This window comes from Occultella glacieicola (assembly GCF_004353825.1).
In the GTDB taxonomy this organism is placed as follows: Bacteria; Actinomycetota; Actinomycetes; order Actinomycetales; family Beutenbergiaceae; genus Occultella; species Occultella glacieicola.
Map to the genome: position 1 here is coordinate 354,200 of NZ_SMNA01000004.1, position 25,051 is coordinate 379,250.

Sequence of the window (25,051 nt, forward strand, 5' to 3'; positions counted from 1 at the left end):
GATGAGCGACGTCCCGGCGAACCCCGCCACGCCTCCCTGCGCTGAGCTGCACCTGCACATCGAGGGCACGCTGGAGCCGGACCTGGTGTTCGCGCTCGCGGAGCGCAACGGGATCGAGCTTCCGGATCGGGACATCGCCGGACTGCGGTCCCGGTACGCCTTCACCGACCTGCAGTCCTTCCTCGACCTCTACTACGAGAACATGGCGGTGCTGCGCACGCCGGCCGACTTCGCGGAGATGACGCGCGCCTACCTGACCCGGGCCCGGGCGGCCGGGGTTCGGCACGCCGAGATCATGTTCGACCCGCAGGCCCACCTGGCCCGGGGGGTGCCGCTGGCCACCAGCGTCGAGGGCATCGCGTCCGTGCTCCGCGCGAGCGAGGCCGAGTTCGGGATCTCGACGGGGCTGATCGCGGCGTTCCTTCGGGACCGACCGGCCACCGAAGCGCTCGAGGTCCTCGAGGATCTGTTGGCGATGGACGCGCCGATCATCGGCATCGGCCTCGACTCCGCCGAGGTGGGGAACCCGCCGTCGGGCTTCACCGCGGTCTACGACCGCGCCCGCCGGGCCGGACTGCACCTGGTGGCGCACGCGGGGGAGGAGGGACCGCCGTCGTACATCGCAGACGCGCTCGACGACCTCGGCGTCGAGCGGATCGACCACGGGATCCGGTGCCTCGACGACCCGGCACTCGTGGCGAGGCTGGCCGCCGAGCAGATCCCGCTGACCGTCTGCCCGCTGTCCAACGTGCGGCTGCGGGCGGTGCCCTCACTCGTCGAGCACCCGCTGCGGCGGCTGCTCGAGGCCGGGGTGGTCGTGACGATCAACTCCGACGACCCGGCCTACTTCGGCGGCTACGTCGATGACAACCTGCACGCCGTGCGGGAGGTCCACAAGCTGACCGACGACGAGCTGGCGGCGCTCGCGGCGAACTCGTTCCGCGCCTCCTTCCTCGACGGCGACCGGCGGGATGCGTTGCTCGCCGAGGTCGAGGCGTGGCGAACCTCGGCGCCCCCGGCCCTCGGTGCGAACTGAGGGACCGGAGCGGTCAACCGGACGGGTGCCGATCCGGCCTGGGACTCGGCAGCCCGAGGACCACGGCCAGCCAGGTCAGATTGATCGAGGCGAGGTCGATGAACACCTGACGGAGCCAGTCCGGTTGCGTGCTCACGCAGGCGCGCTGCAGCGACGGCCCGGCAAGCCTGGCGATGAGCGGTGCGGGTTCGGTGCACACCTGCCACGGCGGCGGACCACCCTCCAGCTGGAGCGTGGGGAGGAGTTGCACGAGGTCGTGCCACTCGTGGCCGGCGCCGGCGTGCGACCAGTCGACGAGGCGAGCTTCGCGCTCGTCGGCTTCGCCGACGATGCAGAGGTTGTCGCTGCGGAGGTCGCCATGCACCAGGTGGGCGTCGAGTTCGAGAGCCTCGTCCGCCTCCGCATCGACAGTGGTGAGGGTCTCGGCATTCGCCTCGAGCCAGCCGGGGGTGACCACACCGAGATCGGCGAGTCGGCCGGCCAGCTCGATGACACGTTGCCACTGTGGGCCCGGCCAACTGGTGGTACGCGGTAGCTCGGCGGCGATCGGCACCCGGCGCAAACGGTCGAGCGTGCGGCGGAGGACGTCGATGTCACCGGGGCGCCACAGCGTCGATGTGCCCTCGCCCGGATCCTCGATGCCGGCCGCGGGCCAGTAAGCGGCGGACAGGTCCTCGGTGACCAGCAGCGGCGCTCCCGTGCCGTCGTCCTGCCAGCCCTGGACCTCGGGGGCGAGGCCGGTGCCACGCAGGTGATCGAGGAACCGGTGCTCATTGCGCAGCCAGCCCGCGGTCTCGGCGGTCCGCGCCGCCTTGACGAACGCGGCGCCGCCATCGCTGAACGTGACGATCAACCGGTCCGCCGCTGACAGCCCGAACTCGGGTGCACGCCAGATCACCGCAGTCTTGCCGAGCAGCGACTCCACCGCCCCGGCGATCGCGGGCCTTTCGGCAGATCTCACCCGCCAGGTATACCAGCCGGCGCCGGTCGGAGCGCAGGGGTCAGCGGAGCTCGGTGACCTGCACGTGGTCCATGTCGTCGAAGGACTGGTTCTCCCCGGCCATGGCCCACACGAACGAGTAGGCGCTGGTGCCGACGCCGGAGTGGACCGACCAGCTCGGAGAGATGACGGCCTGCTCGTTCGCGATCACGACGTGCCGGGTCTGCGTCGGTTCCCCCATCAGGTGCAGCACCCGGGCCTCGTCCGGCAGGTCGAAGTAGAGGTAGGCCTCCATCCGGCGGTCGTGAGTGTGCGCGGGCATCGTGTTCCACATGCTGCCCTCGTGCAGGGTGGTCACGCCCATCACCACCTGGCAGGACCGCACGCCGTCCGCGTGGATGTACTGGTTGAGGGTGCGCCGGTTCGAGGTGCTCTGCTCACCGAGCTCGCGCACGTTGCCCTCGCCCGGCCGGACCAGCGTGGTCGGGTACGCGGTGTGCGCAGGTGCGGAGAAGCCGTAGAACCGCGCCGGTTCAGCGGTGTCGGAGGAGGCGAAGGTGACGTGCTCGGCGCCCCGGCCGACGTACAGGCAGGCGCCGTGGATGAGTTCGTACGCCGCGCCGTCGACCGTGACGGTGCCGGCGGCGCCGACATTCACGATCCCGATCTCGCGCCGGGAGAGGAAGTGCTCGGCGCGCAGCTCCGCCGGTGCGACCAGGCCGAGCGGCCGGTCCGTCGGCACAGCGCCGACCAGGACCACGCGGTCCTGGTGGGAGTACGTCACGCTCACCTCCCCCGGGGTGAAGAGGTCCTCGACGAGGAACCGGTCGCGCAGCGCGTCGGTGTCCATCGAACCGATCTCGGTGGGGGAGGTGGCGTAGCGGATGTCCACGTCAGGAGCCTGCTTTCGTCTGGGCCCGGCGGTGGGCGCCGCCGGGATCGTGATGAGGAGTCAGTGGGCGGCGCGGCCGGTCTCGAGGACCTCGGGGTTGAGGATGTTGCGGGGGCGCTTTCCCGCCACGACGTCCACGGCGTTCTCGGCCGTGCGCCGCTTCAGCTCGGAGTAGGACTCCTCGGTGTAGAAGGCCGCGTGCGGGGTGAGGATCACGTTGTCGAACCTGGTCAGCGGGTGCTCCGCCCCGATCGGTTCCTCCTCCAGCACGTCGATCCCGGCGGCGTGCAGGCGGCCGGACTCGAGCGCCGCCACGAGCGCGGCGGAGTCCACGACGCCCCCACGCGCGGTGTTGACCAGGATCGCGCCCGGCTTCATCGCGGCGAAGGCGGCGGCGTCGATCAGATGCAGGCTCGCCGCGTCGAGCGGGGTGTGCACGCTGATGACGTCCGACTCGGCGAGCAACTGCTCCCGGGAGACGGCGAGCCACCCCTCCGGCCGGACCTCACCGGGGGTGAAGAGCACGTCGTGGACGAGCACCGTGAACCCCAGGGCGGCAGCCTTGCGGGCCGTTGCCGACCCGATCCGGCCGCACCCGAGAACGCCGACGGTCTGGTTCGAGAACTGCCGGATCGGCAGCGCCGGCTCGAGTTCGTGCCGGCCCGCACGGATACCCCGGTCGAGGTTCACGAGGCCCCGGATGGTGCCGAGCACCAGGGCGATCGCGTGGTCCGAGACCGCCTCCGTACCGTAGTCGGGCACGTTGCAGACGGCCACGCCCAGCTCGGTCGCCGCCTCGACGTCGACCGTGTCCACGCCGACGCCGTAACGGCTGATCACCTTCACGTCCGGCAGGGCCTCGAGCACCTCGCGGGTGATCTTGGCGTACTGGACGATCAGGCCGTCCGCCCCGGCCGCACCGGCGATGACGTCCGCCGGTGCGTTGGTCTGGTTGAGCGTGAACTCACCCCCGGCGGCCGTGACCACTTCGCGTTCGAGGTCCAGGGTGGCGTGGTCGCAGTCGGTGACGACGATGCGCATCGGTGCTTCCTTTCAGCTAGATGAGGCCGAGTAGTCCGGGTAGCCACAGGGACAGTGCCGGCACGAACTGGATGATCAGCAGCATCACGATCAGCGACACGTAGAACCAGAGCAGGGGCTTGAAGACCCGCTCCACCTTCACCTCGGCCACCTTGGCACCGACGAACAGGACCGGTGCCGATGGTGGTGATATGACCGCGATACACATGTTGAAGACCAGCATGATGCCGAAGTGGATCGGGCTGATCCCGTACGCCTCCACCGCGATCGGCAGGAAGATCGGCGTGAAGATCAGCACGGCAGGGGTGGCGTCGAGCGGGATCCCGATGATCAGCAGGATGACCATCATGATCAGCAGGAAGACGATCTTGGAGTCGGTGATCTCCGTCATCCACTGGCCGATCAGCTGCGGCACCCGGGAGTAGGTCATCGCGAAGGACATGATCGAGGACAGCCCGATCAGGAAGATGACCACAGAGGAGGTCCGGGTGGACTGCAGCAGGATCTTCGGGAAGTCCTTGACCTTCACGGCCCGGTAGATCATCGCCAGGGCCGCCGAGACGACCACGGAGACCGCGGCGCCCTCGGTGGGGGTGAAGAACCCGAAGATGATCCCACCGATGACGATCAGCACCATGGACAGGGACGGCAGTGCCCGCCACAGGATCGTCAGGAACGTGCGGAAGTCCGGGAAGCCCTTCCCGCGCAGTTCCGGCTTCTTGCGGGCGTAGAGCCAGATGATCACGGCGCAGGACAGGCCCCAGAGGATGCCGGGAATGTATCCGGCGACGAACAGCGCGCCGACGGATGCCTGGGAGACCAGGGCATACACGATCAGAGTGTTGGACGGGGGGATCAGCATGCCCGATGGGGCCGAGGCCACGTTCGCGGCGGCCGCCCAGCGCATGTCGTGGCCCTCCTTGCGCTGCTGCGGTGCCATCGAGGATCCGACGGCGGCCGCACCCGCGAGGGCGGAGCCGGAGATCGAACCGAAGAGCATGTTCGCGATGGCGTTGGTCTGCATGAGAGAGCCGGGCATCCGCCCGGTCATCGCTCTGGCCAGATCGATGAGTCTTGTGGCTATGCCCCCGTTGTTCATGATGGCGCCGGCCAGCACGAAGAGGGGGATCGCGAGCAGGGCGAAGGAGTCGATGCCGTTGTAGATCTTCTGGGCGCTCGTGTAGATGCCCTGTTCGTTGCCCTGGAGCAGAACCAGGCAGATCGAGGCGGGAAGTCCGATGGCGACCGAGACCGAGACGCCGAGGGCCATCAGGCCGAACATGCCGATCACCATGATGAGGGTGACCATGAGTGCGTCGTTCATGTCAGATCCCCTCTTCCGCGATCTTGCTGATGTCCACGTCGTCGGGCTCCTCGTGGTGCGTGATCTCCTCGTCGGAGGCCCGCACGATGTCGATCGTGTGCAGGATGCTGTAGATGACGATCAGGGCACCGGCGATCGGGAGCACCAGGAACGTCTGGCCCTGGGTGACCGGCATCAGTTGCACGTGGTCCTCCCAGCCGGCGAGGACGTTGCGCATGCCGCCCCAGATCATGATCCAGACCGCGAAGAAGGCGACGATCGCGTGGGCCAGGATGGAGACACCCTTCACGGCCTTGACCGGCAGCTTGTTGACGAGCCAGTCGATGGCGACGTCTTCCTTCTCACCGATCACGTAGGCCGCGCCGATGATGCCCTGCCAGATGAACACGATCCGTGCGCTCACCTCGGTCCAGGGGAGCGATACCCCCAGGAACCGGACGATCACCTGGGCAATCACCAGGGCGACCATGGCCACGAAGAGGATGATGCAGAACCAGCGTAGGAACGCGTTCAACCCCTTGTGGAACCCGTCGATGACCTTCATCGCTGCTCCGATTTCTTGTGGTTCAGGTGTCTTGAACAGCCGAGTGGGGGTGCGGCCGAAGTCGCCCGCACCCCCACTCGGGTCACTGCCTGGTCAGCTCCCGGCGGGGAACTGCTCGTTGTATTCCTGCACCGCGTCGTAGAGGTCCTGACGCACGGGGTTGTTGATGGACTCCTCCACGAGCGGGGCGACCCGCTCACGGAAGGCCTCGACGTTGACGTCGTCGTTGAACTGGGCGCCAGCCTCCTCGGAGGCTGCGATCGACTCGTCGATGAACTCCATGAAGCCGGAGTTGGCGCTCTCCACCAGGTCCGGGATGAGGCCGAGGAAGGCCTCGCGGTCCTCGTCGCTCATCTCGCCGAGGATGTCGGTGTTCATGAGCAGGTAGTCCGGGATCATCAGGTGCCGGGTGTAGGAGTAGTACTCCGCAACCTCGTCGTGGTTGAGGGCGTTGTAGACGGTCTCGTTGTTCTCGGCACCGTCGAGCACGCCGGACTGGAGCGCGGTGTAGACCTCGCCCTGGCCCATCGGGGACGCGACGCCGCCCATCATCTCGATCATCCGAACCTGCGAGTCGGACTGCTGCACGCGCAGCTTCAGACCGGACAGGTCCTCGGGCTCCACGATGGGACGCTCGGCGTTGTAGACGTTGCGGACGCCGGCGAACAGGGCCGCGAGGACGGTGATGCCCTTGGACTCCTCGATCGAGGAGAACAGGTCGCCGGTGACCTCGGTGTCAGCGAACACGCCGGCTTGGGCCTCGATCGAGTCGAACATGTACGGCAGGTTGAACACGATGAAGTCCTCGTTGAAGGACTCCATCACGGGCCCGCCGATGTACATCATCTCGACGCTGCCCTCGGAGACGTTGTTCACCACGTCCGCCTGGGTGCCGAGGAGCTCGTTGGCGTACACCTCGATGCCGTAGCGGCCGTCGGTGGCCTCGTACAGGGCCTCACCGAGCTCGACCGCGGCGATGTACTGCGGGTGCTCCTCGGTCTGGTTGAACGCGAGCCGCCAGACCGTGTCCGCGCTCGAGACGTCCACGTCACCGCCTCCGTCGCCGCCTCCGTCGCCGCCTTCGATGCCACCGCCGGAACCGCACGCGGCGAGGCCGAGCGTGATGGTCAGGGCGGCTGCTGCGGTCGCGAGGACCTTCTTGCGTGTCATTACAGACCTCTTCGTCCCGGGGGATCTCACCGAATGTAGTGCGGACGACCGGCGGCCGCCCCTCGGCTCCGCGATCATCGTGGAACCGTCCCGCCATCGTAGAGCAATAGTCATACCAAAGCGGGTGGAATAGTGATATCAAAGTGCCACGGGTTCCGCAAGTCGTTCCGCAAGGCATGGTGTGATGGCACCCGACGGGTCGGTCGAGGATGTCGATCCGGACGACGAGAGGACCGGGACCACGATGGCGGACATGACGAGCGGGACCAGCACGGGCGGCACAGGCGGCACGAACGGCACAGCCGGCACCGGCGGGACGAGCACGGGCGGCACGGCCGGATCGGTCGGCGGCGAGCGGCGGGCCGCCGGCACCAGGGTCGGTGTCATCGGGCTGGGCGTGATGGGTGCACCGATGGCCCGGCACATGGTGACGGCGGGCATCCCCACCACGGTATGGGCCCGGCGCCCCGCGACCACACAGGCGCTCGCCGAGCACGGCGCCTCGGTCGCGGCATCGGCTGTCGAACTCGCCGCCGCGAGTGACGTGGTGGTACTGGTGCTGCCGGGGATGCCGGAGATCGACGCGGTGCTCGAGGGTCCGGACGGACTGCTCGCCGGCGGACGGGACCGGGTCCTGGTGATCTGCTCGACGGTGTCACCGCGGGCCGTGCGGGAACTCGCGGAGCGCCCGGGCCTGCGCGACGCCGGCTGGCGCGTCGTGGACGCCCCGATCTCCGGCGGCGAGCAGGGCGCGGAGGCCGGCACCCTGGCCATCTTCGTCGGCGGTGAGGCCGAGGACGTCGCGGTCGTCGCGCCGGTCCTGGGTGCGACCGGGACGCCGGTGCACCTCGGACCGCTCGGCTCCGGCCAGGTGGGCAAGGCGTGCAACCAGGTGATCGTGGCCGCCACCGTGACCGCGCTCGGCGAGGCCGCGGTCCTCGCGGAACGCTCCGGACTGGATGTCGCAGCGCTGTTCGACCTGCTCGGCGGCGGGTATGCCGGATCGCGCCTGCTCGAGGTGAAGAAGGACCGGTTCGTCGCGCACGACCACTCGCCCTCCGGCGCCGCCAAGTACATGGTCAAGGACCTCACCGGAGCGCTCGACCAGGCCGAGGACGCGCGCACGGTGCTGCCGCTGACCACCCAGCTCCTGACCACGTTCACCGACCTGACCGCAGCCGGACTCGGGGACAACGACACGGCCGTCGTGCAGGCCTGGATCGAACGGCAGGGCGAGCCGGCCTCGTAGGAGGCGTTGCCGAGGCCGGGCGGCATTGGTAGTATCAATTCCTGTTCGGGCTCAGCCCGCAATGATGCGCACCGCGACTTCGCGGTTCCACCCCCGTTCTACGAAGGTGACCGATGACGACTTCCCTCTTCGACCTCAGCGGCCGACTCGCGTTCGTGACCGGCTCCGCCCGGGGCATCGGTAATGCGCTGGCGCTCGGGCTGGCCCAGGCCGGCGCGGACGTCGTCGTGCACGGTCGGGACGCCGCGGCGACGGCCGAGGCCGCCGAGAGGATCGCCGCCGAGACCGGCGTGCGGACCCACACGGTCAGCTTCGACGTCACCGACCCCGACGTGGTCCGCACCCAGGTGGCCGGTCTGATCGAGGAGGTCGGCGTGCCGGACATCCTCGTGAACAACGCCGGGATGCAGCACCGGGCGCCGTTCAACTCCTTCCCCGTCGACAAGTGGGACCAGGTGCTCGCCACCAACCTGTCCTCGGTCTTCTACGTCTCGCAGCCGATCACGACCGCGATGGCCGAGCGTGGCTCCGGGAAGGTCATCAACATCGGCTCGGCGATGTCCGCGTTGGCCCGCCAGACCATCGCCCCCTACACCGCCTCCAAGGGCGGTGTGGTGATGCTGACCAAGGGCATGGCGGCGGATCTGGCCCGCTTCGACATCCAGGTGAACGCGATCTCACCCGGCTACTTCGCCTCCGAGATGAACCGCGACCTGTGGAGCGACCCGGAGTTCGACGGCTGGCTCAAGAACCGCACCCCCGCCAACCGCTGGGGCCGGCTGGAGGAACTCGTCGGCGCCGCGGTGTTCCTGTCCTCCGACGCTTCGAGCTTCGTCTCCGGCCAGAACATCCACGTCGATGGCGGCCTGACCTCCGTCGTCTGACCCGGTCGTGCCGCGGCGCCGCGGCACGCATCCCATCCCGATCCTTCTTTCAGCAAAGGAACCCGCGTGCGCGCACTCAGCATCCACGGCAAGGAAGACCTCAGGCCCCTCGACGTCGAGCTCCCCGAGCCCGGCCCGGACCAGGTCCGGATCAAGGTCGCCTACGTGGGCATCTGCGGCTCCGACCTGCACTACTACTTCCACGGCGCGAACGGCGCGTTCGTGGTCCGCGAGCCGCTCGTGCCCGGCCACGAGCTCTCCGGCACGGTCGACTCCGACCCGAGCGGCCGCCTGGCCCCGGGCACCCCGGTCACCGTGCATCCGGCCACGTTCGGGCCGGTCGTGGACGGGCTCGACGACGCCCGGCACCTGTGGCCCGGCGGTTCCTACCTCGGGTCCGCCTCGACCTGGCCGCACACCCAGGGCGGCATGACCGAGTACCTCGTGGTCGGCGCGGACATGATCCGCGAACTTCCCGCGGACCTGCCGCTGACCCGGGCCGCCCTGGCCGAACCGCTCGCCGTCGCCCTGCACGGCGTCGGCCAGGCGGGCGGCGTCGCCGGCGCCCGCGTCCTGGTCAGCGGGGCCGGCCCGATCGGGCTGCTCACCGCGTTCGCCGCGAAGGCGCTCGGCGCCGCCCACGTGACCGTCTCCGACGTGGTGCCCGAACCGCTCGAGCGAGCCACCGCCGTCGGCGCGGACGCCACGATCCTGCTCGGCACCGACGAGGTGCCGGCGAACGCCTATGACGTGGTGCTCGAGTGCGCGGGCGTGCCCGCCTCGATCAGCACCGCGATCGGCGCGGTGCGCCCCCGCGGCGTGGTCGCCCAGGTCGGCATGCTCCCGAACCAGGAGGTCTCGGTGCTGCTCGCTCCGCTGATCTCCAAGGAGGCCCGCCTGGTCGGCTGCTTCCGCTTCGACGACGAGATCGGCGACGCTGTGCGGCTGCTGGCCGCGCACCCGGAGGCCGAAGCCGTGGTGACGCACGTGATCGACGCGAGTGACGCCGTCGGGGCGTTCGCGACCGCGAAGGACAGCCGCGCCTCGGGCAAGGTGCTCGTCGCGCTCTGAGCCCGGGCCGGATCGGAAGGGGGGCGCGTGCGGAGCCGGAGTCAGCCGATCTCGTCCCGGACCACCGACAGCATGGTCCGGGAGGCCTCCTCGGCCGCCTGCGCGCTGCCCTCGGCCACGGCGCTCGCCGCGCTGACGTGGCAGGCCATGGCGAGCGGGTTCGGGTGCGCCGGCGTCAGTCCGAGGTGGGACCGGCCGCTGAGCACCTCGGTGACCGCCGGCTCGAGCGCGAGCAGCATCGGGTTGCCGCTGGCCCGCAGCAGCGTGACGTGGAACTGCACGTCCACCTCGAGGTACTCCTCGGAGTCGCCTCGTCCGGCGTCCCCGATCGCGGTCAGCTGCTTGACCAGGTCGAGCAGGAGCGTGCGCTGCTCGGGCGTGGCGTGCTGCGCGGCCAGCCGGGTGGCGGTGGGCTCGATGGCGATCCGCAGGTCCATGAGCGCGAGCAGCTGGGCGTCGCGGCCCGCGCCGGCGAGGTTCCACCGGATCACCTGCGGGTCCAGCACGTTCCAGTCCTGGGCCGGGGACACGATCAGGCCGACCCGCCTCCGCGCGGTGATCATCCCGAGCGCCTGCAGCGCGCGCATCGCCTCGCGGGCCACGGTCCGCGAGACCGCGAACTCCTGCTCCAGGCTCGCCAGCGACATCACCTCGCGGGGTGCGAGTTCGCCGCCGACGATGCGGCTGCCGAGCACGTCGACCATGTGCTCGTACATGGAGGCCTTTGCCATCGTTGCCAATCTCCGAACCGGGGGTGAAGCACCCGCGCACTGAACCCGTGACATCTGATCTTTGTGGCTAAATCTAGCCGAAATCGCACCCGATTCCTAGTCAGGGTGGTAATTCATCAGATGACTCAATAGGGTTCTCGGCGTGCGCACCCGCGCCCGCATCCGACACCGGATGCCCGGCAGGCAGCAGAAGAACCAGCCAGGAGAATCCCATGACTCGCATCGTCGGCGTCGACATCGAGGACGTCCGCTTCCCCACCTCCCTCACGGCCGACGGGTCGGACGCGATGAACAAGGACGGGGACTACTCCGCCGCGTACGTCGTGCTGCGCACCGACGGACAGGCTCCCGACGGCGCCCCGTTGGCCGGTCATGGCCTCACCTTCACGATCGGTCGGGGCAACGACATCGTCGCCGCGGCGGCGCGCGAGCAGGCGGCGCACCTTCTCGGGCGCGACGTCGCCGAGGTCGTGGCCGACCTCGGCGGGGTGTACCGGGAGCTGACCGCCGACTCCCAGCTCCGTTGGCTCGGGCCGGAGAAGGGCGTGGTCCACCTGTCCCTGTCCGCCGTCATGAACGCGGTCTGGGACCTCGCGGCCCGAGCGGCGGGCAAGCCGCTGTGGCGGCTGCTCGCGGACCTGAGTCCGGAGCAACTGGTCGACGTTGCGGATCTGCGGTACCTGTCCGACGCGCTCACCCGGGACGAGGCGATCGCGATCCTGCGGGCCCAGGAGGCCGGCAAGGCCGAGCGGATCGCCGAACTCGAGCGGACCGGGTACCCCTGCTACACGACCTCCGCGGGCTGGCTCGGTTACAGCGACGACAAGCTCCGGCGGCTCTGCCAGGAGGCGGTCGACTCCGGCTACGACCACATCAAGCTCAAGGTGGGTGCGAACCTGGAGGACGACATCCGCCGCTGCGGGATCGCCCGCGAGGTGATCGGCCCGGACCGGACCCTGATGATCGACGCGAACCAGGTCTGGGACGTGCCGCAGGCGATCGAGTGGACGAACGCCCTGGCCCGGTTCGACCTGCTCTGGATCGAGGAGCCGACCTCGCCCGACGACATCCTCGGCCACGCCGCGATCAAGGCGGGCGTGGCGCCGGTCGGGGTCGCCACCGGCGAGCACTGCCACAACCGGGTGATGTTCAAGCAGTTCCTGCAGGCCGGGGCGATGGACTACTGCCAGCTCGACACCGGTCGGCTGGCCAGCCTCAACGAGATCATCGCGGTGCTCCTGCTGGCCGCCAAGTTCGAGGTGCCGGTGTGCCCGCACGCCGGCGGGGTGGGGCTGTGCGAGATGGTCCAGCACGTCTCGATGCTCGATTTCGTCGCGGTCTCCGGCACCCGTGAGGGTCGGATCACCGAGTTCGTCGACCACCTGCACGAGCACTTCACCGACCCGTGCGTCGTCGCGAACGCCGCCTACCGGGTGCCGACCCGGCCGGGCTACTCCACGCAACTGCACGAGGAGTCGATCGCCGAGTTCCGGTTCCCCCGTGGCAGCTACTGGGCCGGGCGCGCGCTCGCCGAGTCGACGGCGTGACCAAGGCCGCGGGATCCGTGCCGGCCGTGTCTTCGCTGCCCTCAGGGCCAGGGCCGCGGGAGGCCGCGGGCGAGGGCGGGCGCGCGTCCCGGACCGATCACGTGGTCGCCGGGATCGCCCGGCTGATCATCGACGGGGATCTCGCCCCTGGGGACCGGCTGCCCGTCGAGAAGGACCTCGCGGCGCGTTTCGACGTCTCCCGAGGGTCGCTGCGTGAGGCGGTCCGGGCGCTCGCCGCCCTCGGGGTGGTGGAGTCCCGGCAGGGCGACGGAACCTACGTCACCAGCCTCGACCCGGCGCTGCTGGTCGGGCCGCTCGGTCTGGCCGTCGACCTCCAGGCGGCCGGGCACGGGTCGCACATCCACTCCGTGCGCCGGTTGCTCGAGGTGGAGGCCGCCGGACTGGCGGCGAGCCGGAGCCGCGCGCCGGGCGCGGACCTGAGCGACGCCGTCGCCGCCCTCGAGGAGGCCGCCGCGATGGCGGCGGACGCGGCAATGGTCGCGGACGCGGACTTCGACCACGCCGCGTTCCTCGACCTGGACCTGGCCTTCCACCGTGCCCTCGGGGTTGCGTCCGGGAACCCCGTGCTCGCCGCGCTCATCGAGGCGCTCGCGGGACGGACCGCACGGCACCGCCTGCTGCGCAGCGCCACCGTGGCCGGGGTGGCGCAGCGGACCCAGGCCGAGCACGAGGCGATCCTGACGGCCGTGACCGACGGCGACCCGGAGCGGGCCCGGGTCGGGATGGCGGCGCACCTGCTCGCGGTGGAGGACTTCCTGCGCGAGAGCGAGTGAACGTCGGGCGTAGCTCAGCGTCGCCACCGGATGAGACGTGGTGATCTGAAACACTCCGGCCGGAGTAGGTGAACGTGCTCGGCCGGGTCTAGGTTTCATCGTGGTGTCCATGCGCCTACGGCCGGTCCGACTCCCTCGCACCCGCCAGCCCGTGCTCAGTCGACCCGGACAGGTGCTGGTGGCCAGCTTCGCCGGGGCGATCGTCGTCGGCACCCTGCTGCTGATGCTCCCGATCGCGGTGGTGGCGGAACCGCCCGCGGGGACGCTGCCCGCGGACGTCGGACCGTGGGGCGGGGCGCCGGTGCTGGCCGCGTTGTTCACCGCGACCTCCGCCGTCTGCGTCACCGGGCTCGTCGTGGTGGACACCGCCACCTATTGGAGTCCGTTCGGTCAGGTGGTCGTCCTCGCCCTGATCCAGCTCGGCGGGCTCGGCATCATGACCTTCGCCTCCCTGATCTCGATCCTGCTCGCCCGCAGACTCGGCCTGCGGTCCCGCCTGATCGCCTCCGCGAGCGTCCGCAGTGTCGGTCTCGGCGACGTCCGCACGATCGTGATCGGCGTCGCGAAGGTAGGTTTCGGCACCGAGGCCGTCGTGGCCGTGGCCCTCGCGGTGCGGTTGGCGACCGGGTACGGCGCCGGCATCGGTGAGTCCGCGTGGTTCGGCCTCTTCCATGCGGTCTCGGCATTCAACAACGCCGGGTTCGCGTTGTACTCGGACAGCCTGATGGGGTTCGTGACCGATCCCTGGGTGTGCCTGCCGATCGCGGCTGCCGTGATCCTCGGGGGGCTCGGTTTCCCCGTGCTCTTCGAGTTCCGGCGGCACTTCCGGCTGCCCCGGACGTGGTCGATGCACACCAAGCTGGTGATCGTCGGGACCGTCGTGCTGCTGCTCGGCGGGTTCGTCACGATCACCGCACTGGAGTGGTTCAACCCGCAGACCCTCGGGCCGCTGGATCCTGCCGGCAAGCTCCTCGCCGGATTCTTCGCGTCGGTGGCGGCCCGCACGGCCGGCTTCAACAGCATCGACATCTCGGCCATGCACACCCAGACCTGGTTCGCGCACGACGTGCTGATGTTCATCGGCGCCGGGCCGGCGGGGACGGCGGGCGGCCTGAAGATCACCACGTTCGCGGTCCTGTTCTTCATCATCGTGACCGAGATCCGGGGCGGCACCGCCGTGAACATCTTCGGCCGGCGGCTCGGCCGGTCGGTGCACCGCGAGGCCACGACGGTCGCCCTCCTCGCGGTGGCCGTGGTCATGATCGGGACCTGGTGCCTGCTGATCATGACCACGTTCAGCCTGGACCGGATCGTGTTCGAGGTGGTCTCGGCGTTCGCGACCGTGGGGCTGTCCACCGGGATCACCCATCTGCTACCCGCCGGCGGCCAGCTGATCCTGGTCGCCCTGATGTTCGTCGGGCGCCTGGGGCCGCTGACCCTCGCGTCGGCGTTAGCCTTACGTTCACGCAGTTCCCATGTCGAGCTGCCGAAGGAAAGGCCGATCATTGGCTAGCATCCCGCGGGCCGCGCGTGGCTCGATCGCACTGAACGACTCGGACTCGGTGGTGGTCGCCGGTCTGGGGCGGTTCGGCAGCGCCCTCGCCGTCGAGCTGTCCGAGGCCGGGGTCGAGGTGCTCGGCATCGACACCGACGAGGAGATCGTCCAAGGGCTCAGCGACACCCTGACCCACGTGGTGCGGGCCGACACCACGAAGATGGAGGCGCTCGAACAGCTGGGCGTGCCGAACTTCTCACACGTGGTGGTCGCGATCGGTTCCGACGTCGAGGCCTCCATCCTGACCACGTCCTGGATGCTCCGGTTCGAGATCGAGAACCTGTGGGCCAAGGCCATCAGCGCGCCGCACGGCCAGATCCTCACCCAGCTCGGTGTGCAGCACGTCGTCTACCCGGAGTCGGACATGGGCCGGCGGGTCGCGCATCTGCTCCGCGGGTCGATCGCCGACTACCAGGACGTCGGCGGTGGCTTCGCGACGGTGACGGCGACCGTGCCGCCCTCGATGGTCGGGCGGACCCTCGATCAGGTGGGTCTGCGCAAGAAGCACAACCTCAACGTGGTCGCCGTGAAGCGGAAGGACGGCACCTGGGCCCACGCCACGGGTGAGACGATCCTGAACTGGGACGACACCGTCATCGTGATGGGCCCCTCCGAGTTGGCGGAGCGCTTCATCGACATGGCCTGAGCCGCCGGGCGGCGCTCACCGGCGGGCGTGCGCCGGGCTCACCTCGGCGCGCCCGGTTCAGTTGCCCAGCTGGGGCAGTTCCGCGGCGAGCAGGTCGACCTGATCCGGGTCGGCCGACGTGGGGAAGAGGATCAGCTCGTCCGCGCCGGCTGCGGTGAAGCCCTCCACCAAGGCCCGGACGGTGTCGGCGTCCTTGGCGGCGCCGCCGATGATCATCTCGGCGTAGTCGCCGAGGAACCCGTAGTAGTGGCCGAGATCATGGCGGGCCTGCTCCTGGGCGTTCGGGCCGAGGGCGTAGTAGGACAGGGCCACGACCCGCGGCCTGCCCTCACGTCCGGCCACCCGCCAGGCCTCGGTCAGGGCGGGCAGCGCCTGGGCCACGGCGTCCGGTGGGGCTCCGCCGATCGTCAGGCCGTCGGCGTAGCGGGCGGCCCGCTGGATGGCCCGGTCGCCCTGGCCGCCGATCAGCAGATGGGGCCGGCGTCCCGAGACCGGCGCGGGGCCGACGCCCGTCTCGCCCGCCCAGTGGCTGCCGAGCTCCTCGAGCTGACGGTCGAAGACGCGTCCGCGCTCGCGGAAGTCGAGACCGGAGACCGTGTAGTCGTCCTCACGGCCACCGACGGCCATGCCGAGCACGAGCCGCCCCTCGGACAGGTGATCGAGGGTCAGCGTCTGCTTGGCGAGCATCGCGGTGTTCACGTGCAAGGGGGCCAGCAGGATGTCGGTGGTGAGCCGGATCCGCTCGGTGACGGCGGCCGCGGCGGCGAGGGAGATCAGCTCCTCGTAGTTGCCGTACCTCAGCCGCCCGATCGTGCCGAGCGAGGAGAAGCCGGCGTCCTCCGCGCGGCGGGCCCAGTCGATGATCCCCGCGCGGTTGACCTCCGGCACCGTGTTCGGCAGTCCGATTCCGATGTCCATGCCTCATCCTCACCTCGTCCTCGGGCCGAGTGTCCGGGACCGGTGCAACCGGCACTCGGCCGACCCTATTCCGTGCTCCCGACCGGCTCCCGACCGGCTCCCGACCGGCTCCCGACCGGCTGCCGACCGTCCCGGCGGGGTAGGGCCAACCCCCCACCGAATGGCCAGGTGGCACCCATGTGTGGGGTGCGGGACCGTTCATAGGTTGGCGGACATGCAGACCGCCGACCCAGCCCTGAGCCCACCCCGACCGCGTCCGTCCGATGCCCCCGACCCGGTGAGCCGCCGGTGGCATCGCCCACTCGTCGTCACCGCCGTGGGGATGTTCGCCCTCGTCCTCGTCTCCGCGTTCGGGCTCCTGTTCGACGACCGCACGATCCTCGGCGAATCGGTCTGGCTGAAGACCCTGAAGTTTGGATTCTCGTTCGGCGCCTACCTGCTCACCCTCGCCTGGCTGATCGCGCACCTGACCAGGGCGAGGCGCTTCGGCTGGTTGACGGGCACCCTGTTCGCGGCGATCAGCGCCGTGGAGGTGGGCGTGATCGCGCTCGCGGCCGCCCTGGGCACGTTCAGCCACTTCAACACCTCGACCGACCCCGTCAACGAGGTGGTGCAGGCGGTGTTCAAGTACGGCATCCCGGTCATGTTCGTTGTGAACGTCGCGATGGCGGTCATGGTGCTGTTCCAGCGGATCGGGGACCGCAGTGTCACGACCACGGTCCGGTGGGGCCTGCTGATGTCGACGCTCGGGATGGTCGCGGCGGTCTTCATCGTCTCCGTCGGCGGGCAGGGTGACCGCACCCTCGTGGACGCCAACGGGCGTAGCGTGGAACTCAACGCCGGCCACGGAGTCGGCGATCTCGACGGCCACGGCATGTTCCTCACCAACTGGAGCCTGACCGGCGGAGACATGCGGGTCTCGCACTTCGTGGGCCTGCACGGCATCCAGGTGTTCATCGCCGCCGCCATCGTCCTGGTCGCCCTGGCCGGGCGCTACGCGTGGCTACGCGACGAACGGGTGCGGGCCGGGCTGATCCGCTGGTTCGCCATCGGCTACCTCGGCGTGTTCCTCACGGTGGCCTGGCAGGCCGTGCGCGGCCAGTCCGTCGCAGCGCCCGACGGCGTCACGCTCGCCGCGCTGGCCGCCTCCTTCGCGATCGCGTTCGTCGGTATCGCGGTGACGACCCGTCGGGCGTGGACGACGCCGGACGGTCGCCGTTCGGCGTCAGTGTGATCAGCGGGCCGTGGGCACCTGACGGCTGCGGTGCAGCAGCGCGGCGCCGGCGAGGGTGAGCGCGACGGCCACCGCGGCCAGGGGCCACGGCGCGGCGCCGGTGTGCTCGAGCTCGTCACGGCCATCGGCACGACTCGCCACCTCGGCCCCGGAGGCACTGTCGGCCTCGGGCGCCGACGGGGTGCCGGGGTCTTGCGCTGGGGGCGGGCCGGCCGGGGCGTCAGGGTCGTCGACAGGGGGAGTCGGCGCCGAGGGCGCAACCGACACCGTGAGCTGGGCCGGGGCGGTGATGACGCCGTAGTTGCCGTCGTAGGTGACCGTCAGCGGGTACAGCCCCGGAGTGAGGTCCGCCGGGATCGTGCAGGAGTCGGCCTCGGTGACGTCGAAGGAGCACAGCACCTCACCGGGGGCCGGGACGCGCTTACCGCCGCCGAGTGGGGTGACGGCCACGGTCACGGTGCCGGTGGCGTCGTCGGGCAGTGCCGAGGCAAGCCCGATGCGACCCGACTCGCCGGCACCCAGCTGCAGGTCGTCACTGGTCAGCACCAGGTGCGGGGTGACCTGCAGCGGCACCAGCGGCGGCAGGTCGGGAACCGACCAGCCCTGCTCGAGCCACGTCGGGACGGCTGTGACGAGGTACTGCCCAGCGGGGAGCGCGGAGACGTCCACGTCACACGAGGTCTCCGGGTGGACCATCGCGCACGCCGGGGTGACCGGCTCGGGGTCGGTCTCCTCCACGTAGGACGCGGGCACGATGGTCGCCTGCCAGTCGAACTCCGTGCCGGTCGGCGGGTCGACGGTGACGGTGAGCGTCCCCAAGCCTTCGCGCATCGTGGTGGCCGAGGTCGAGACCGTGTAGTCCAGGAGACGTTCGCCGACGGCGAGGGTGAACTCGCGGGTGAGGTGCTGCACCCCGTGGTTCCCACCCACCACGAGGGTGAAGGTGCCCGTCTCCTGCGGGGTGCCGCCGATCTCTCCGTCCGCCGTGAACGTCATCCCGACCGGCAGGTCCGAACCCTCCAGGAGGGTGAACGTGGCGTCCTCCTCGGTCGTGGCGAGGGCAACGGAGTACGGCAGGGAGTACGTCGCCGTCGGCAACGCCTCCGGGGTGACCCACTGCATCGGGTCGACCATGAACGGGCCGGGGATGGAGAACTCGGCCGGTTCGTACAGGGTGTCGCCGGAGTAGGAGCCGCGCACGTGCGGGTAGCCGGCTTCGAGCGCGGACAGGTCCAGGGTGACGGGTCCGGTCAGGGGCAGGCGGGCCGTGGCCAGCACGTGCTCGCCCGAGGTGAAGGTGATCGTGCCGGTTGCGCCGCCTGGGATGTTGGTGACGGTGGCGTCGATCGAGGCGTCCGGGCCGGTGACGACCATGTGGTTGCCCACCAGGCTTCCGGAGATCGCACTCGGCCGCCCGGTCACGACCACCGTGTGCTCCACGGTCTCGTGGTTCCAGTTCCCGGTGTCCGTGGTCTCCGCACTGATCACGTGCGTGCCCCGCCACAGGCCGCTGATCGTGCAGGTCCCGTAGTCGCACCACAGGCGGATCCGTTCCCCGTCCTCGGTGAGCAGGAAGTACTGCAGCGGGCTGGTGTGCTCGGGGTGGTCGGTGCTGGCGGTGAGCGAGATCGTCTGCCCATACTCCAGTTCTGTGGGCGAGACGGAGAAGTTCAGTCCGGGGTCGCCCTTGTCCACGTCGAAGAAGAACTCGGCGAACCCGCCGTTGTCGGCTTCGTCCGCAACCATGATCTGCATCATCGGGCCCCGACCGGCCGTGGTCGGAGTGCCGGTGAAGAGCCCGGAGGGGGACATGGTCATCCCGTCGGGCAGCCCACCCGCGACCGTGACGGTGACCTCGCCGACGCCCCCGGCCAGTTCGAGCTGGAAGGAGTAGGGGGTGCCCACCGTGGCCAAGGGCAACCGGGTGGTGACGACCCGGGGCGCCTCGGCAGCCTCTGCCGCGGGTGCGACCGTGGCGAGGCTGAGTGGTGTGGCCACCAGCAGGGCGGCCAGGAGCAGGCGGAGCAGGCGGGGCACGGGCGCTCGATTCTTCGGGGTGACGTCCCCGGACGCCAGACGCCCCGGGTCTCCTCGGACACGTTTCCGGCAGAGGAGTGTGCGGACGCCTCCACGCTCAAGGACGTCCTCACTCGCATTATCGGCAGCGGTGCACCGGATGTAAGGAGATGCACCGCACGACAGCGACGCTGCCCGAAGTCCTCGGCCAACGGTGTGAGCGACGCCAGGGCCGCAGGGGAAGCCCGCGACGCCGAGGTGTGGGTCCTGTAACGTCCGCTCGTGGACGATTTCGAGCCTGCGTCGACCATCGGTCCGGGCGGGCCAGGCTGGTCGTTCGATCCGACGAGCCTGCGTCCCCGGATCGACGACCTCCCGGCGTTCCGAGCCGCCCACCGTGACGACGCGGCGCTGCCGTTGCTCGAGGAACTCTGGAGCGGGCGGCCGGAAGCGGCCATACGGCACGCCGAGTCGCTCCTGGCGGGGGATGACTCGCCGCGTCATCGTGCGCTCCACGCGGACGTCCTGCGCGACCTGGGCCGCCACGACGACGCGATCGCCGAGTACGAGACGCTGGTGGCACACGCCACGGGAGGTCCGCAGGAGGCGGTGATGGTCCAGCACCTGGGCAAGGGGCTGTTCGCCGCGGGGCGCGTCGCGGAGGCCGCCGGGGCGTTCCGCCGCTCCCTCGACCTGCGGCGGGCAGCCGGCGCGGACCCGGCTCTGATCGCGTCCTCCCGGGCCGCGCTGGCGCGGGCGGAGTCGCTGCTGGGCGAGTCGACCGGGCCGGCGGGGGTCACGATCCGTTCCGCCGTGACCTCGGACGCGCGGGCCTTGGGCGACGTGAACCGGGACACGTTCATGGAGACCTACGGCGATCGACTCGGCGGGCAGTTCTGGGAACGCTTCACACCCGAACGGGCGGAGCGAGCGTGGCGCACCTGGCTCGCCGACGGTGCACCCCGCTGGGTCGCGCTCACCGGCGACGAACTGGTCGGGTTCGCGTTCGCGCGAGCGTCCCGGCCCAGCGGGACCCATGAGCCGGTCCGGGACCTGGAGCTCCACTCGCTGTACGTGCTCGCCGCGCACCACGGCACGGGCATCGGCCAGCGGCTCCTGGATCGCGCCATCCACCCCGGCGAACCGGCCCAGCTGTGGGTGGCCGACGGCAACCCGCGCGCGATCCGCTTCTACGAGCGCAACGGCTTCCGGCCGGATGGTGCGACGGATGACGGCGCGACGTTCAACGGCCTGTCGGCGCTGCGGATGGTCCGCTGATTCCGAGTGTCGGGAATGGTCCGGGGCGCCCAGCGCAAGGGCGTGGTTATGATGGGAAACGGCCCAGCACGTCGTTGGCATGGATAACCGGCGTCCGGGTTCTGCCCGAACCATGCGCACAATCGGCTGATCCTCCGCCTTCGGCGGGTGACAGGCTCAACGAGGAGCGTGGGAGATGGATCCCATTCAGGTGACCGTCAACGGTGAGGTGCGGACCGCGGGCGCGGCTGGACCGCACACGAATCTGCTCGACTGGCTGCGCGGTGAGGGATTCACCGGCGCCAAGGAGGGGTGCGCCGAGGGGGAGTGCGGCGCATGCGCGGTGCTGGTCGCCCGGCCGGAACCGGACGGCACCACCCGGTGGGTGTCCGTGAACTCGTGCCTGCCCCCGGCGCTGGCGTTCGACGGCCAGGAGGTGGTCACCTCCGAGGGGCTCGGCCGTGCCCCCGGTGCCTGTGCGGTCGCGGACCTGCACCCCGTGCAGAAGGAGATGGCCGAGCGCGGCGGGTCCCAGTGCGGCTACTGCACGCCGGGGTTCGTCTGCTCGATGGCGGCCGAGTACTACCGGCCCGACCGGACCCCCGTCGAAGGTGACGGAGACGCACAGACCGGACCGGCCGCCGTCGGCGATGACCACAACACGCATGCAGCCGACCACGAACACGGCCCGAACGGCTTCGACCTGCACGCGATGAGCGGCAACCTGTGCCGGTGCACCGGCTACCGGCCGATCAAGGACGCCGCCTACGCCCTCGGCCGGCCCGACGATTCCGATGCCCTGGCCCGCCGCCGAACCGCACCCGCGCCGGCGGCCCGGCCCACCCGGCTGCGCACCGACACCGGCGAGTTCGTGCGCCCGGCGAGCCTCGCCGAGCTCCTCGAGCGGCTCGCCGCCGACCCGGACGCGGTGCTCGTGGCCGGTGCCACCGACGCCGGCGTTGAGCGCAACATCGCCCACCGGCGCCCGCCGCTCGTGCTCGCGATCGACCGGCTGGAGGAACTGCGCGGCCTGGAGATCGACGATGACCACATCGAGCTCGGCGCCGCGCTGACCCTCACCGAGATCGAGACCCGGCTGGCCGGGCGGATCCCGCTGCTCGCGGACCTGTTCCCCCAGTTCGCGTCCCGGCTGATCCGCAACGGCGCCACCCTCGGCGGCAACCTCGGCACCGGCTCCCCGATCGGGGACGCCCCGCCGGTCCTGCTCGCCCTGGACGCGAGCGTGCTGCTCGCCTCGGCCGCCGGCGAGCGCGACGTGCCGCTGGCCGAGTACTTCACCGGGTACCGCGAGAGCGTGCGCACGCCCGGCGAGATCATCCGGTCCGTGCGGATCCCGCTGCCACTGGCGCCGCACGCCGCGTTCTACAAGATCGCCAAGCGCCGCTTCGACGACATCTCGTCCGTCGCCGTCGCGATCGCCGCCGTGGTCGAGCAACGGACCGACGGCGGATCGCTCACCCGGGTGCGCATCGGCTTGGGTGGCGTGGCCGCCACCCCGATCCGGGCCCGCGCCACGGAGGACGCGCTCGCGGGTCGGCCCTGGACCGCCGACGTGGCCCGCGAGGCGGCCGCGATCATGGCCACCGAGGGAACCCCGCTCGACGACCACCGCGCCAGCGCCCGCTACCGCGCCTCGATGCTGGAGCAGGCGCTGCTGAAGTTCTACGAGGAGAACCACGCTTCTCCCGCCCTGGAGGTGACCCGATGAGTACCCTGTCGCATCGCCCGGCGAACCCCGTCGTCGGACTCACCGTCTCGCACGAGAGCGCCGAGCTGCACGTCACCGGCGCCGCCCTGTACACCGACGATCTCGTCTCCCGGATGGCCGGGACCCTGCACGCCTGGCCGGTGCAGTCCCCGCACGCGCACGCCCGGGTCACCGGGCTGCGCACCTCGCCGGCGCTCGGTGTGCCCGGGGTGGTCCGGGTGCTCACCGCCGCGGACGTGCCCGGGGTCAACGATGCCGGCGTCAAGCACGACGAGCCGCTGTTCCCGGACGAGGTCCGCTACTACGGCCACGCCGTCTGCTGGGTCCTCGGCGAGACCCTCGAGGCCGCGCGGCTCGGGGCCGAGGCCGTCGAGGTCGACTACGAGCCGTTGCCCTCGATCCTCACCCTCACCGAGGCGATCGAGGCCGAGAGCTACCAGGGGACCCAGCCCACCGTGACCCGAGGCGACGCCGCCGCCGGGCTGGCCCGGGCAACGCACCGGTTCTCCGGGGAGTTCGAGTTCGGCGGCCAGGAGCACTTCTACCTCGAGACCCACGCCGCGCTCGCGCACGTGGACGAGGGTGGCCAGGTGTTCGCGCAGTCCAGCACCCAGCACCCGTCCGAGACGCAGGAGATCATCGCCCACGTCCTCGGCCTGCACAACCACGAGGTGACCGTGCAGTGCCTGCGGATGGGCGGCGGCTTCGGCGGCAAGGAGATGCAGCCGCACGGGCTCGCCGCGATCGCCTCGCTCGGCGCGGTGCTCACCGGCCGCCCGGTCCGATTGCGCCTGAACCGCACCCAGGACCTGACCATGACCGGCAAGCGGCACCCGTTCCACGCCACCTGGGAGGTCGGCTTCGACGACGACGGGATGATCCAGGGCCTGCGCGCGACCCTGACCGCGGACGGCGGCTGGAGCCTGGACCTGTCCGAGCCGGTGCTGGCCCGGGCCCTGTGCCACATCGACAACGCCTACTACGTGCCGGACATCGAGGTGCACGGCCGGATCGCGAAGACGAACAAGACGTCCCAGACGGCCTTCCGCGGCTTCGGCGGCCCGCAGGGCATGCTCGTCCTGGAGGACATCCTCGGCCGGGTCGCGCCCGTGCTCGGCATCGACCCGACCGAGTTGCGCCGCCGCAACCTCTACCGGCCGGGGCAGGCCACCCCGTACGGGATGGTGGTCCGGCACGCGGAGCGCCTCACCCAGATCATGGACGAGGTGAGCGAACGCAGCGAACTGCAGCGACGCCGTCGGGACCTCGAGGCGTTCAACGCCGCGCACGCGCACACCAAGCGCGGCCTCGCCCTGACCCCGGTGAAGTTCGGCATCTCGTTCAACCTCACGGCGTTCAACCAGGCCGGCGCGCTGGTGCACGTGTACAAGGACGGGTCCGTCCTGATCAACCATGGCGGCACCGAGATGGGGCAGGGCCTGCACACCAAGATGCGCCAGGTCGCCGCCACCGCCCTCGGCGTCCCGCTCGAGGTGGTCCGCCTCGCCCCGACCCGCACGGACAAGGTCCCGAACACCTCCGCCACGGCGGCCAGCTCCGGCGCAGACCTCAACGGCGGCGCCGTCAAGAACGCTTGCGAGCAGATCCGGGAGCGGCTCGAGCAGGTCGCGGCCCGCACGCTGAACCTGCACCCGAGCGACGTGCGGATCTCCGGCGGCGTGGTCACCGGCCTGGGCACCCAGGACTCGATCTCCTGGGCCGACCTCGTCCGCGCCGCCTACTTCCAGCGGATCCAGCTCTTCGCCGCCGGGTACTACCGCACCGAGGGCCTGCACTGGGACGCGAGCCGGATGCAGGGCGAGCCGTTCAAGTACTTCGCCTACGGCGCCGCCGTCTCCGAGGTGGAGGTCGACGGGTTCACCGGCGCGTACCGGTTCCTGCGCACGGACATCGTCCACGACGTCGGGGACAGCCTCTCGCCGCTCGTCGACCTCGGCCAGATCGAGGGCGGGTTCGTCCAGGGCGCAGGGTGGCTCACCCTGGAGGAGCTGCGCTGGGATACCTCGGACAAGCCCAGCCGCGGTCGCCTGGCCACGCAGGCGGCGAGCACCTACAAGCTGCCGTCGTTCTCGGAGATGCCCGAGACACTCAACGTGCACCTGTTCGAGCGGGCCACCGAGGACGGCGCCGTGTACGGCTCCAAGGCCGTCGGCGAGCCGCCGCTGATGCTCGCGTTCAGCGTCCGGGAGGCGCTGCGGGCCGCGGTCGGCGCGTTCGGCCCGGCCGGGCACATGGTGATCCTGGGCTGCCCGTCCACCCCGGAGGCGGTCTACTGGGCGGTGGACGCCGCCCGCCGGGCCGGGGTCGAAGCGGTCGACGGCGGCGCACCGGCCCGTAGCGCGGCTCCCGTCGGGAGCGGTAACGGTACGGCCGGAAACGGGACCCTCGGAAACGGGACCCTAGAGCGCGAGCTCGCCGAACACCTGGCGCCTCGCGGCGTCACGGAGTGAGT

21 protein-coding genes are annotated in these 25,051 nt (G+C 70.6%); 12 read left to right on the forward strand and 9 right to left on the reverse strand.

Annotation, left to right across the window (positions count from 1 at the left end; all coding sequences use genetic code 11):
* Window position 1: 1 nt before the first annotated feature.
* Complete coding sequence (locus EXU48_RS09560; RefSeq protein WP_133107418.1) at window positions 2-1,036, forward strand: adenosine deaminase; 1,035 nt, start codon at window positions 2-4, stop codon at window positions 1,034-1,036.
* Between the two features lie 13 nt (window positions 1,037-1,049).
* Here the strand turns inward: EXU48_RS09560 and EXU48_RS09565 are convergent, their stop codons facing one another.
* The 6 genes from EXU48_RS09565 to EXU48_RS09590 form a co-directional block, all read right to left on the reverse strand.
* Entirely contained in the window at window positions 1,050-1,997 is a 948-nt protein-coding gene (locus EXU48_RS09565; RefSeq protein ID WP_133107419.1) for a phosphotransferase, read from the reverse strand.
* Window positions 1,998-2,037: 40 nt separating this feature from the next.
* Entirely contained in the window at window positions 2,038-2,868 is an 831-nt protein-coding gene (kduI, locus tag EXU48_RS09570) for a 5-dehydro-4-deoxy-D-glucuronate isomerase (RefSeq protein ID WP_133107420.1), read from the reverse strand.
* Between the two features lie 60 nt (window positions 2,869-2,928).
* Complete coding sequence (locus EXU48_RS09575) at window positions 2,929-3,909, reverse strand: C-terminal binding protein (RefSeq protein ID WP_133107421.1); 981 nt, start codon at window positions 3,907-3,909, stop codon at window positions 2,929-2,931.
* 16 nt (window positions 3,910-3,925) lie between these two features.
* A complete protein-coding gene (locus EXU48_RS09580; protein WP_133107422.1) occupies window positions 3,926-5,233 on the reverse strand; it encodes a TRAP transporter large permease in 1,308 nt (435 codons plus the stop codon).
* Between the two features lies 1 nt (window position 5,234).
* Window positions 5,235-5,777, reverse strand: coding sequence for a TRAP transporter small permease (locus EXU48_RS09585; RefSeq protein WP_133107423.1), 543 nt, complete (start codon window positions 5,775-5,777; stop codon window positions 5,235-5,237).
* A 93-nt stretch (window positions 5,778-5,870) separates the two neighbouring features.
* The gene (locus EXU48_RS09590; protein WP_133107424.1) at window positions 5,871-6,947 is read right to left on the reverse strand and encodes a TRAP transporter substrate-binding protein; all 1,077 of its coding nucleotides are present in this window, start codon (window positions 6,945-6,947) and stop codon (window positions 5,871-5,873) included.
* Between the two features lie 184 nt (window positions 6,948-7,131).
* Here EXU48_RS09590 and EXU48_RS09595 point away from each other — a divergent pair, with 184 nt between their 5' ends.
* From EXU48_RS09595 to EXU48_RS09605, 3 genes are all read left to right on the forward strand, one after another.
* A complete protein-coding gene (locus EXU48_RS09595) occupies window positions 7,132-8,196 on the forward strand; it encodes an NAD(P)-dependent oxidoreductase (protein ID WP_235856934.1) in 1,065 nt (354 codons plus the stop codon).
* A 113-nt stretch (window positions 8,197-8,309) separates the two neighbouring features.
* On the forward strand, window positions 8,310-9,080 hold the full coding sequence (locus EXU48_RS09600; protein ID WP_133107425.1) for an SDR family oxidoreductase: 771 nt from the start codon (window positions 8,310-8,312) through the stop codon (window positions 9,078-9,080).
* A 66-nt stretch (window positions 9,081-9,146) separates the two neighbouring features.
* The gene (locus EXU48_RS09605) at window positions 9,147-10,151 is read left to right on the forward strand and encodes a zinc-binding dehydrogenase (RefSeq protein ID WP_133107426.1); all 1,005 of its coding nucleotides are present in this window, start codon (window positions 9,147-9,149) and stop codon (window positions 10,149-10,151) included.
* A gap of 41 nt (window positions 10,152-10,192) precedes the next feature.
* Here the strand turns inward: EXU48_RS09605 and EXU48_RS09610 are convergent, their stop codons facing one another.
* Complete coding sequence (locus EXU48_RS09610; RefSeq protein WP_133107427.1) at window positions 10,193-10,882, reverse strand: FadR/GntR family transcriptional regulator; 690 nt, start codon at window positions 10,880-10,882, stop codon at window positions 10,193-10,195.
* 212 nt (window positions 10,883-11,094) lie between these two features.
* Here EXU48_RS09610 and EXU48_RS09615 point away from each other — a divergent pair, with 212 nt between their 5' ends.
* From EXU48_RS09615 to EXU48_RS09630, 4 genes are all read left to right on the forward strand, one after another.
* Window positions 11,095-12,429 (forward strand): L-fuconate dehydratase, encoded by a 1,335-nt coding sequence (locus EXU48_RS09615; protein ID WP_133107428.1) that lies wholly within the window; start codon window positions 11,095-11,097, stop codon window positions 12,427-12,429.
* Window positions 12,426-13,223, forward strand: a complete 798-nt coding sequence (locus EXU48_RS09620) for a FadR/GntR family transcriptional regulator (RefSeq protein ID WP_235856935.1) — start codon at window positions 12,426-12,428, stop codon at window positions 13,221-13,223. Before EXU48_RS09615 ends, EXU48_RS09620 begins: the two co-directional genes overlap by 4 nt.
* A 151-nt stretch (window positions 13,224-13,374) precedes the next feature.
* The gene (locus tag EXU48_RS09625) at window positions 13,375-14,736 is read left to right on the forward strand and encodes a TrkH family potassium uptake protein (RefSeq protein ID WP_328591636.1); all 1,362 of its coding nucleotides are present in this window, start codon (window positions 13,375-13,377) and stop codon (window positions 14,734-14,736) included.
* Entirely contained in the window at window positions 14,729-15,424 is a 696-nt protein-coding gene (locus tag EXU48_RS09630) for a potassium channel family protein (protein ID WP_235856936.1), read from the forward strand. Before EXU48_RS09625 ends, EXU48_RS09630 begins: the two co-directional genes overlap by 8 nt.
* 57 nt (window positions 15,425-15,481) lie before the next feature.
* On the opposite strand, the gene EXU48_RS09635 is transcribed toward EXU48_RS09630, so the two are convergent.
* The gene (locus EXU48_RS09635; RefSeq protein ID WP_133107430.1) at window positions 15,482-16,342 is read right to left on the reverse strand and encodes an LLM class flavin-dependent oxidoreductase; all 861 of its coding nucleotides are present in this window, start codon (window positions 16,340-16,342) and stop codon (window positions 15,482-15,484) included.
* A gap of 214 nt (window positions 16,343-16,556) precedes the next feature.
* Here EXU48_RS09635 and EXU48_RS09640 point away from each other — a divergent pair, with 214 nt between their 5' ends.
* Window positions 16,557-17,576, forward strand: coding sequence for a hypothetical protein (locus EXU48_RS09640; protein WP_133107431.1), 1,020 nt, complete (start codon window positions 16,557-16,559; stop codon window positions 17,574-17,576).
* Here the strand turns inward: EXU48_RS09640 and EXU48_RS09645 are convergent, their stop codons facing one another.
* Complete coding sequence (locus EXU48_RS09645) at window positions 17,577-19,613, reverse strand: Ig-like domain-containing protein (protein ID WP_133107432.1); 2,037 nt, start codon at window positions 19,611-19,613, stop codon at window positions 17,577-17,579.
* A 261-nt stretch (window positions 19,614-19,874) separates the two neighbouring features.
* Here EXU48_RS09645 and EXU48_RS25005 point away from each other — a divergent pair, with 261 nt between their 5' ends.
* The 3 genes from EXU48_RS25005 to xdhB all read left to right on the forward strand — a co-directional run bounded on the left by EXU48_RS25005 (window position 19,875) and on the right by xdhB (window position 25,049).
* Window positions 19,875-20,870: a GNAT family N-acetyltransferase gene (locus EXU48_RS25005; RefSeq protein ID WP_235856937.1), complete on the forward strand. Its 996-nt coding sequence runs from the start codon at window positions 19,875-19,877 to the stop codon at window positions 20,868-20,870.
* Between the two features lie 175 nt (window positions 20,871-21,045).
* Window positions 21,046-22,578, forward strand: a complete 1,533-nt coding sequence (locus EXU48_RS09660) for a xanthine dehydrogenase small subunit (RefSeq protein WP_133107433.1) — start codon at window positions 21,046-21,048, stop codon at window positions 22,576-22,578.
* On the forward strand, window positions 22,575-25,049 hold the full coding sequence (gene xdhB / locus EXU48_RS09665; RefSeq protein ID WP_133107434.1) for a xanthine dehydrogenase molybdopterin binding subunit: 2,475 nt from the start codon (window positions 22,575-22,577) through the stop codon (window positions 25,047-25,049). The genes EXU48_RS09660 and xdhB overlap by 4 nt, the downstream gene beginning before the upstream one ends.
* Window positions 25,050-25,051 lie beyond the last annotated feature (2 nt).

Excerpts from the sequence above, each read along its gene's own strand:
- EXU48_RS09610 (WP_133107427.1), bottom strand. The coding sequence starts at position 10,882 with ATGGCAAAGGCCTCCATGTACGAGCACATGGTCGACGTGCTCGGCAGC.
- EXU48_RS09585 (WP_133107423.1), bottom strand. The coding sequence starts at position 5,777 with ATGAAGGTCATCGACGGGTTCCACAAGGGGTTGAACGCGTTCCTACGC.
- EXU48_RS09660 (WP_133107433.1), top strand. The coding sequence starts at position 21,046 with ATGGATCCCATTCAGGTGACCGTCAACGGTGAGGTGCGGACCGCGGGC.
- EXU48_RS09560 (WP_133107418.1), top strand. The coding sequence starts at position 2 with ATGAGCGACGTCCCGGCGAACCCCGCCACGCCTCCCTGCGCTGAGCTG.
- EXU48_RS09580 (WP_133107422.1), bottom strand. The coding sequence starts at position 5,233 with ATGAACGACGCACTCATGGTCACCCTCATCATGGTGATCGGCATGTTC.
- EXU48_RS09635 (WP_133107430.1), bottom strand. The coding sequence starts at position 16,342 with ATGGACATCGGAATCGGACTGCCGAACACGGTGCCGGAGGTCAACCGC.
- EXU48_RS09640 (WP_133107431.1), top strand. The coding sequence starts at position 16,557 with ATGCAGACCGCCGACCCAGCCCTGAGCCCACCCCGACCGCGTCCGTCC.
- EXU48_RS09615 (WP_133107428.1), top strand. The coding sequence starts at position 11,095 with ATGACTCGCATCGTCGGCGTCGACATCGAGGACGTCCGCTTCCCCACC.
- xdhB (WP_133107434.1), top strand. The coding sequence starts at position 22,575 with ATGAGTACCCTGTCGCATCGCCCGGCGAACCCCGTCGTCGGACTCACC.
- EXU48_RS09595 (WP_235856934.1), top strand. The coding sequence starts at position 7,132 with ATGGCACCCGACGGGTCGGTCGAGGATGTCGATCCGGACGACGAGAGG.
- EXU48_RS09600 (WP_133107425.1), top strand. The coding sequence starts at position 8,310 with ATGACGACTTCCCTCTTCGACCTCAGCGGCCGACTCGCGTTCGTGACC.
- EXU48_RS09590 (WP_133107424.1), bottom strand. The coding sequence starts at position 6,947 with ATGACACGCAAGAAGGTCCTCGCGACCGCAGCAGCCGCCCTGACCATC.
- EXU48_RS09575 (WP_133107421.1), bottom strand. The coding sequence starts at position 3,909 with ATGCGCATCGTCGTCACCGACTGCGACCACGCCACCCTGGACCTCGAA.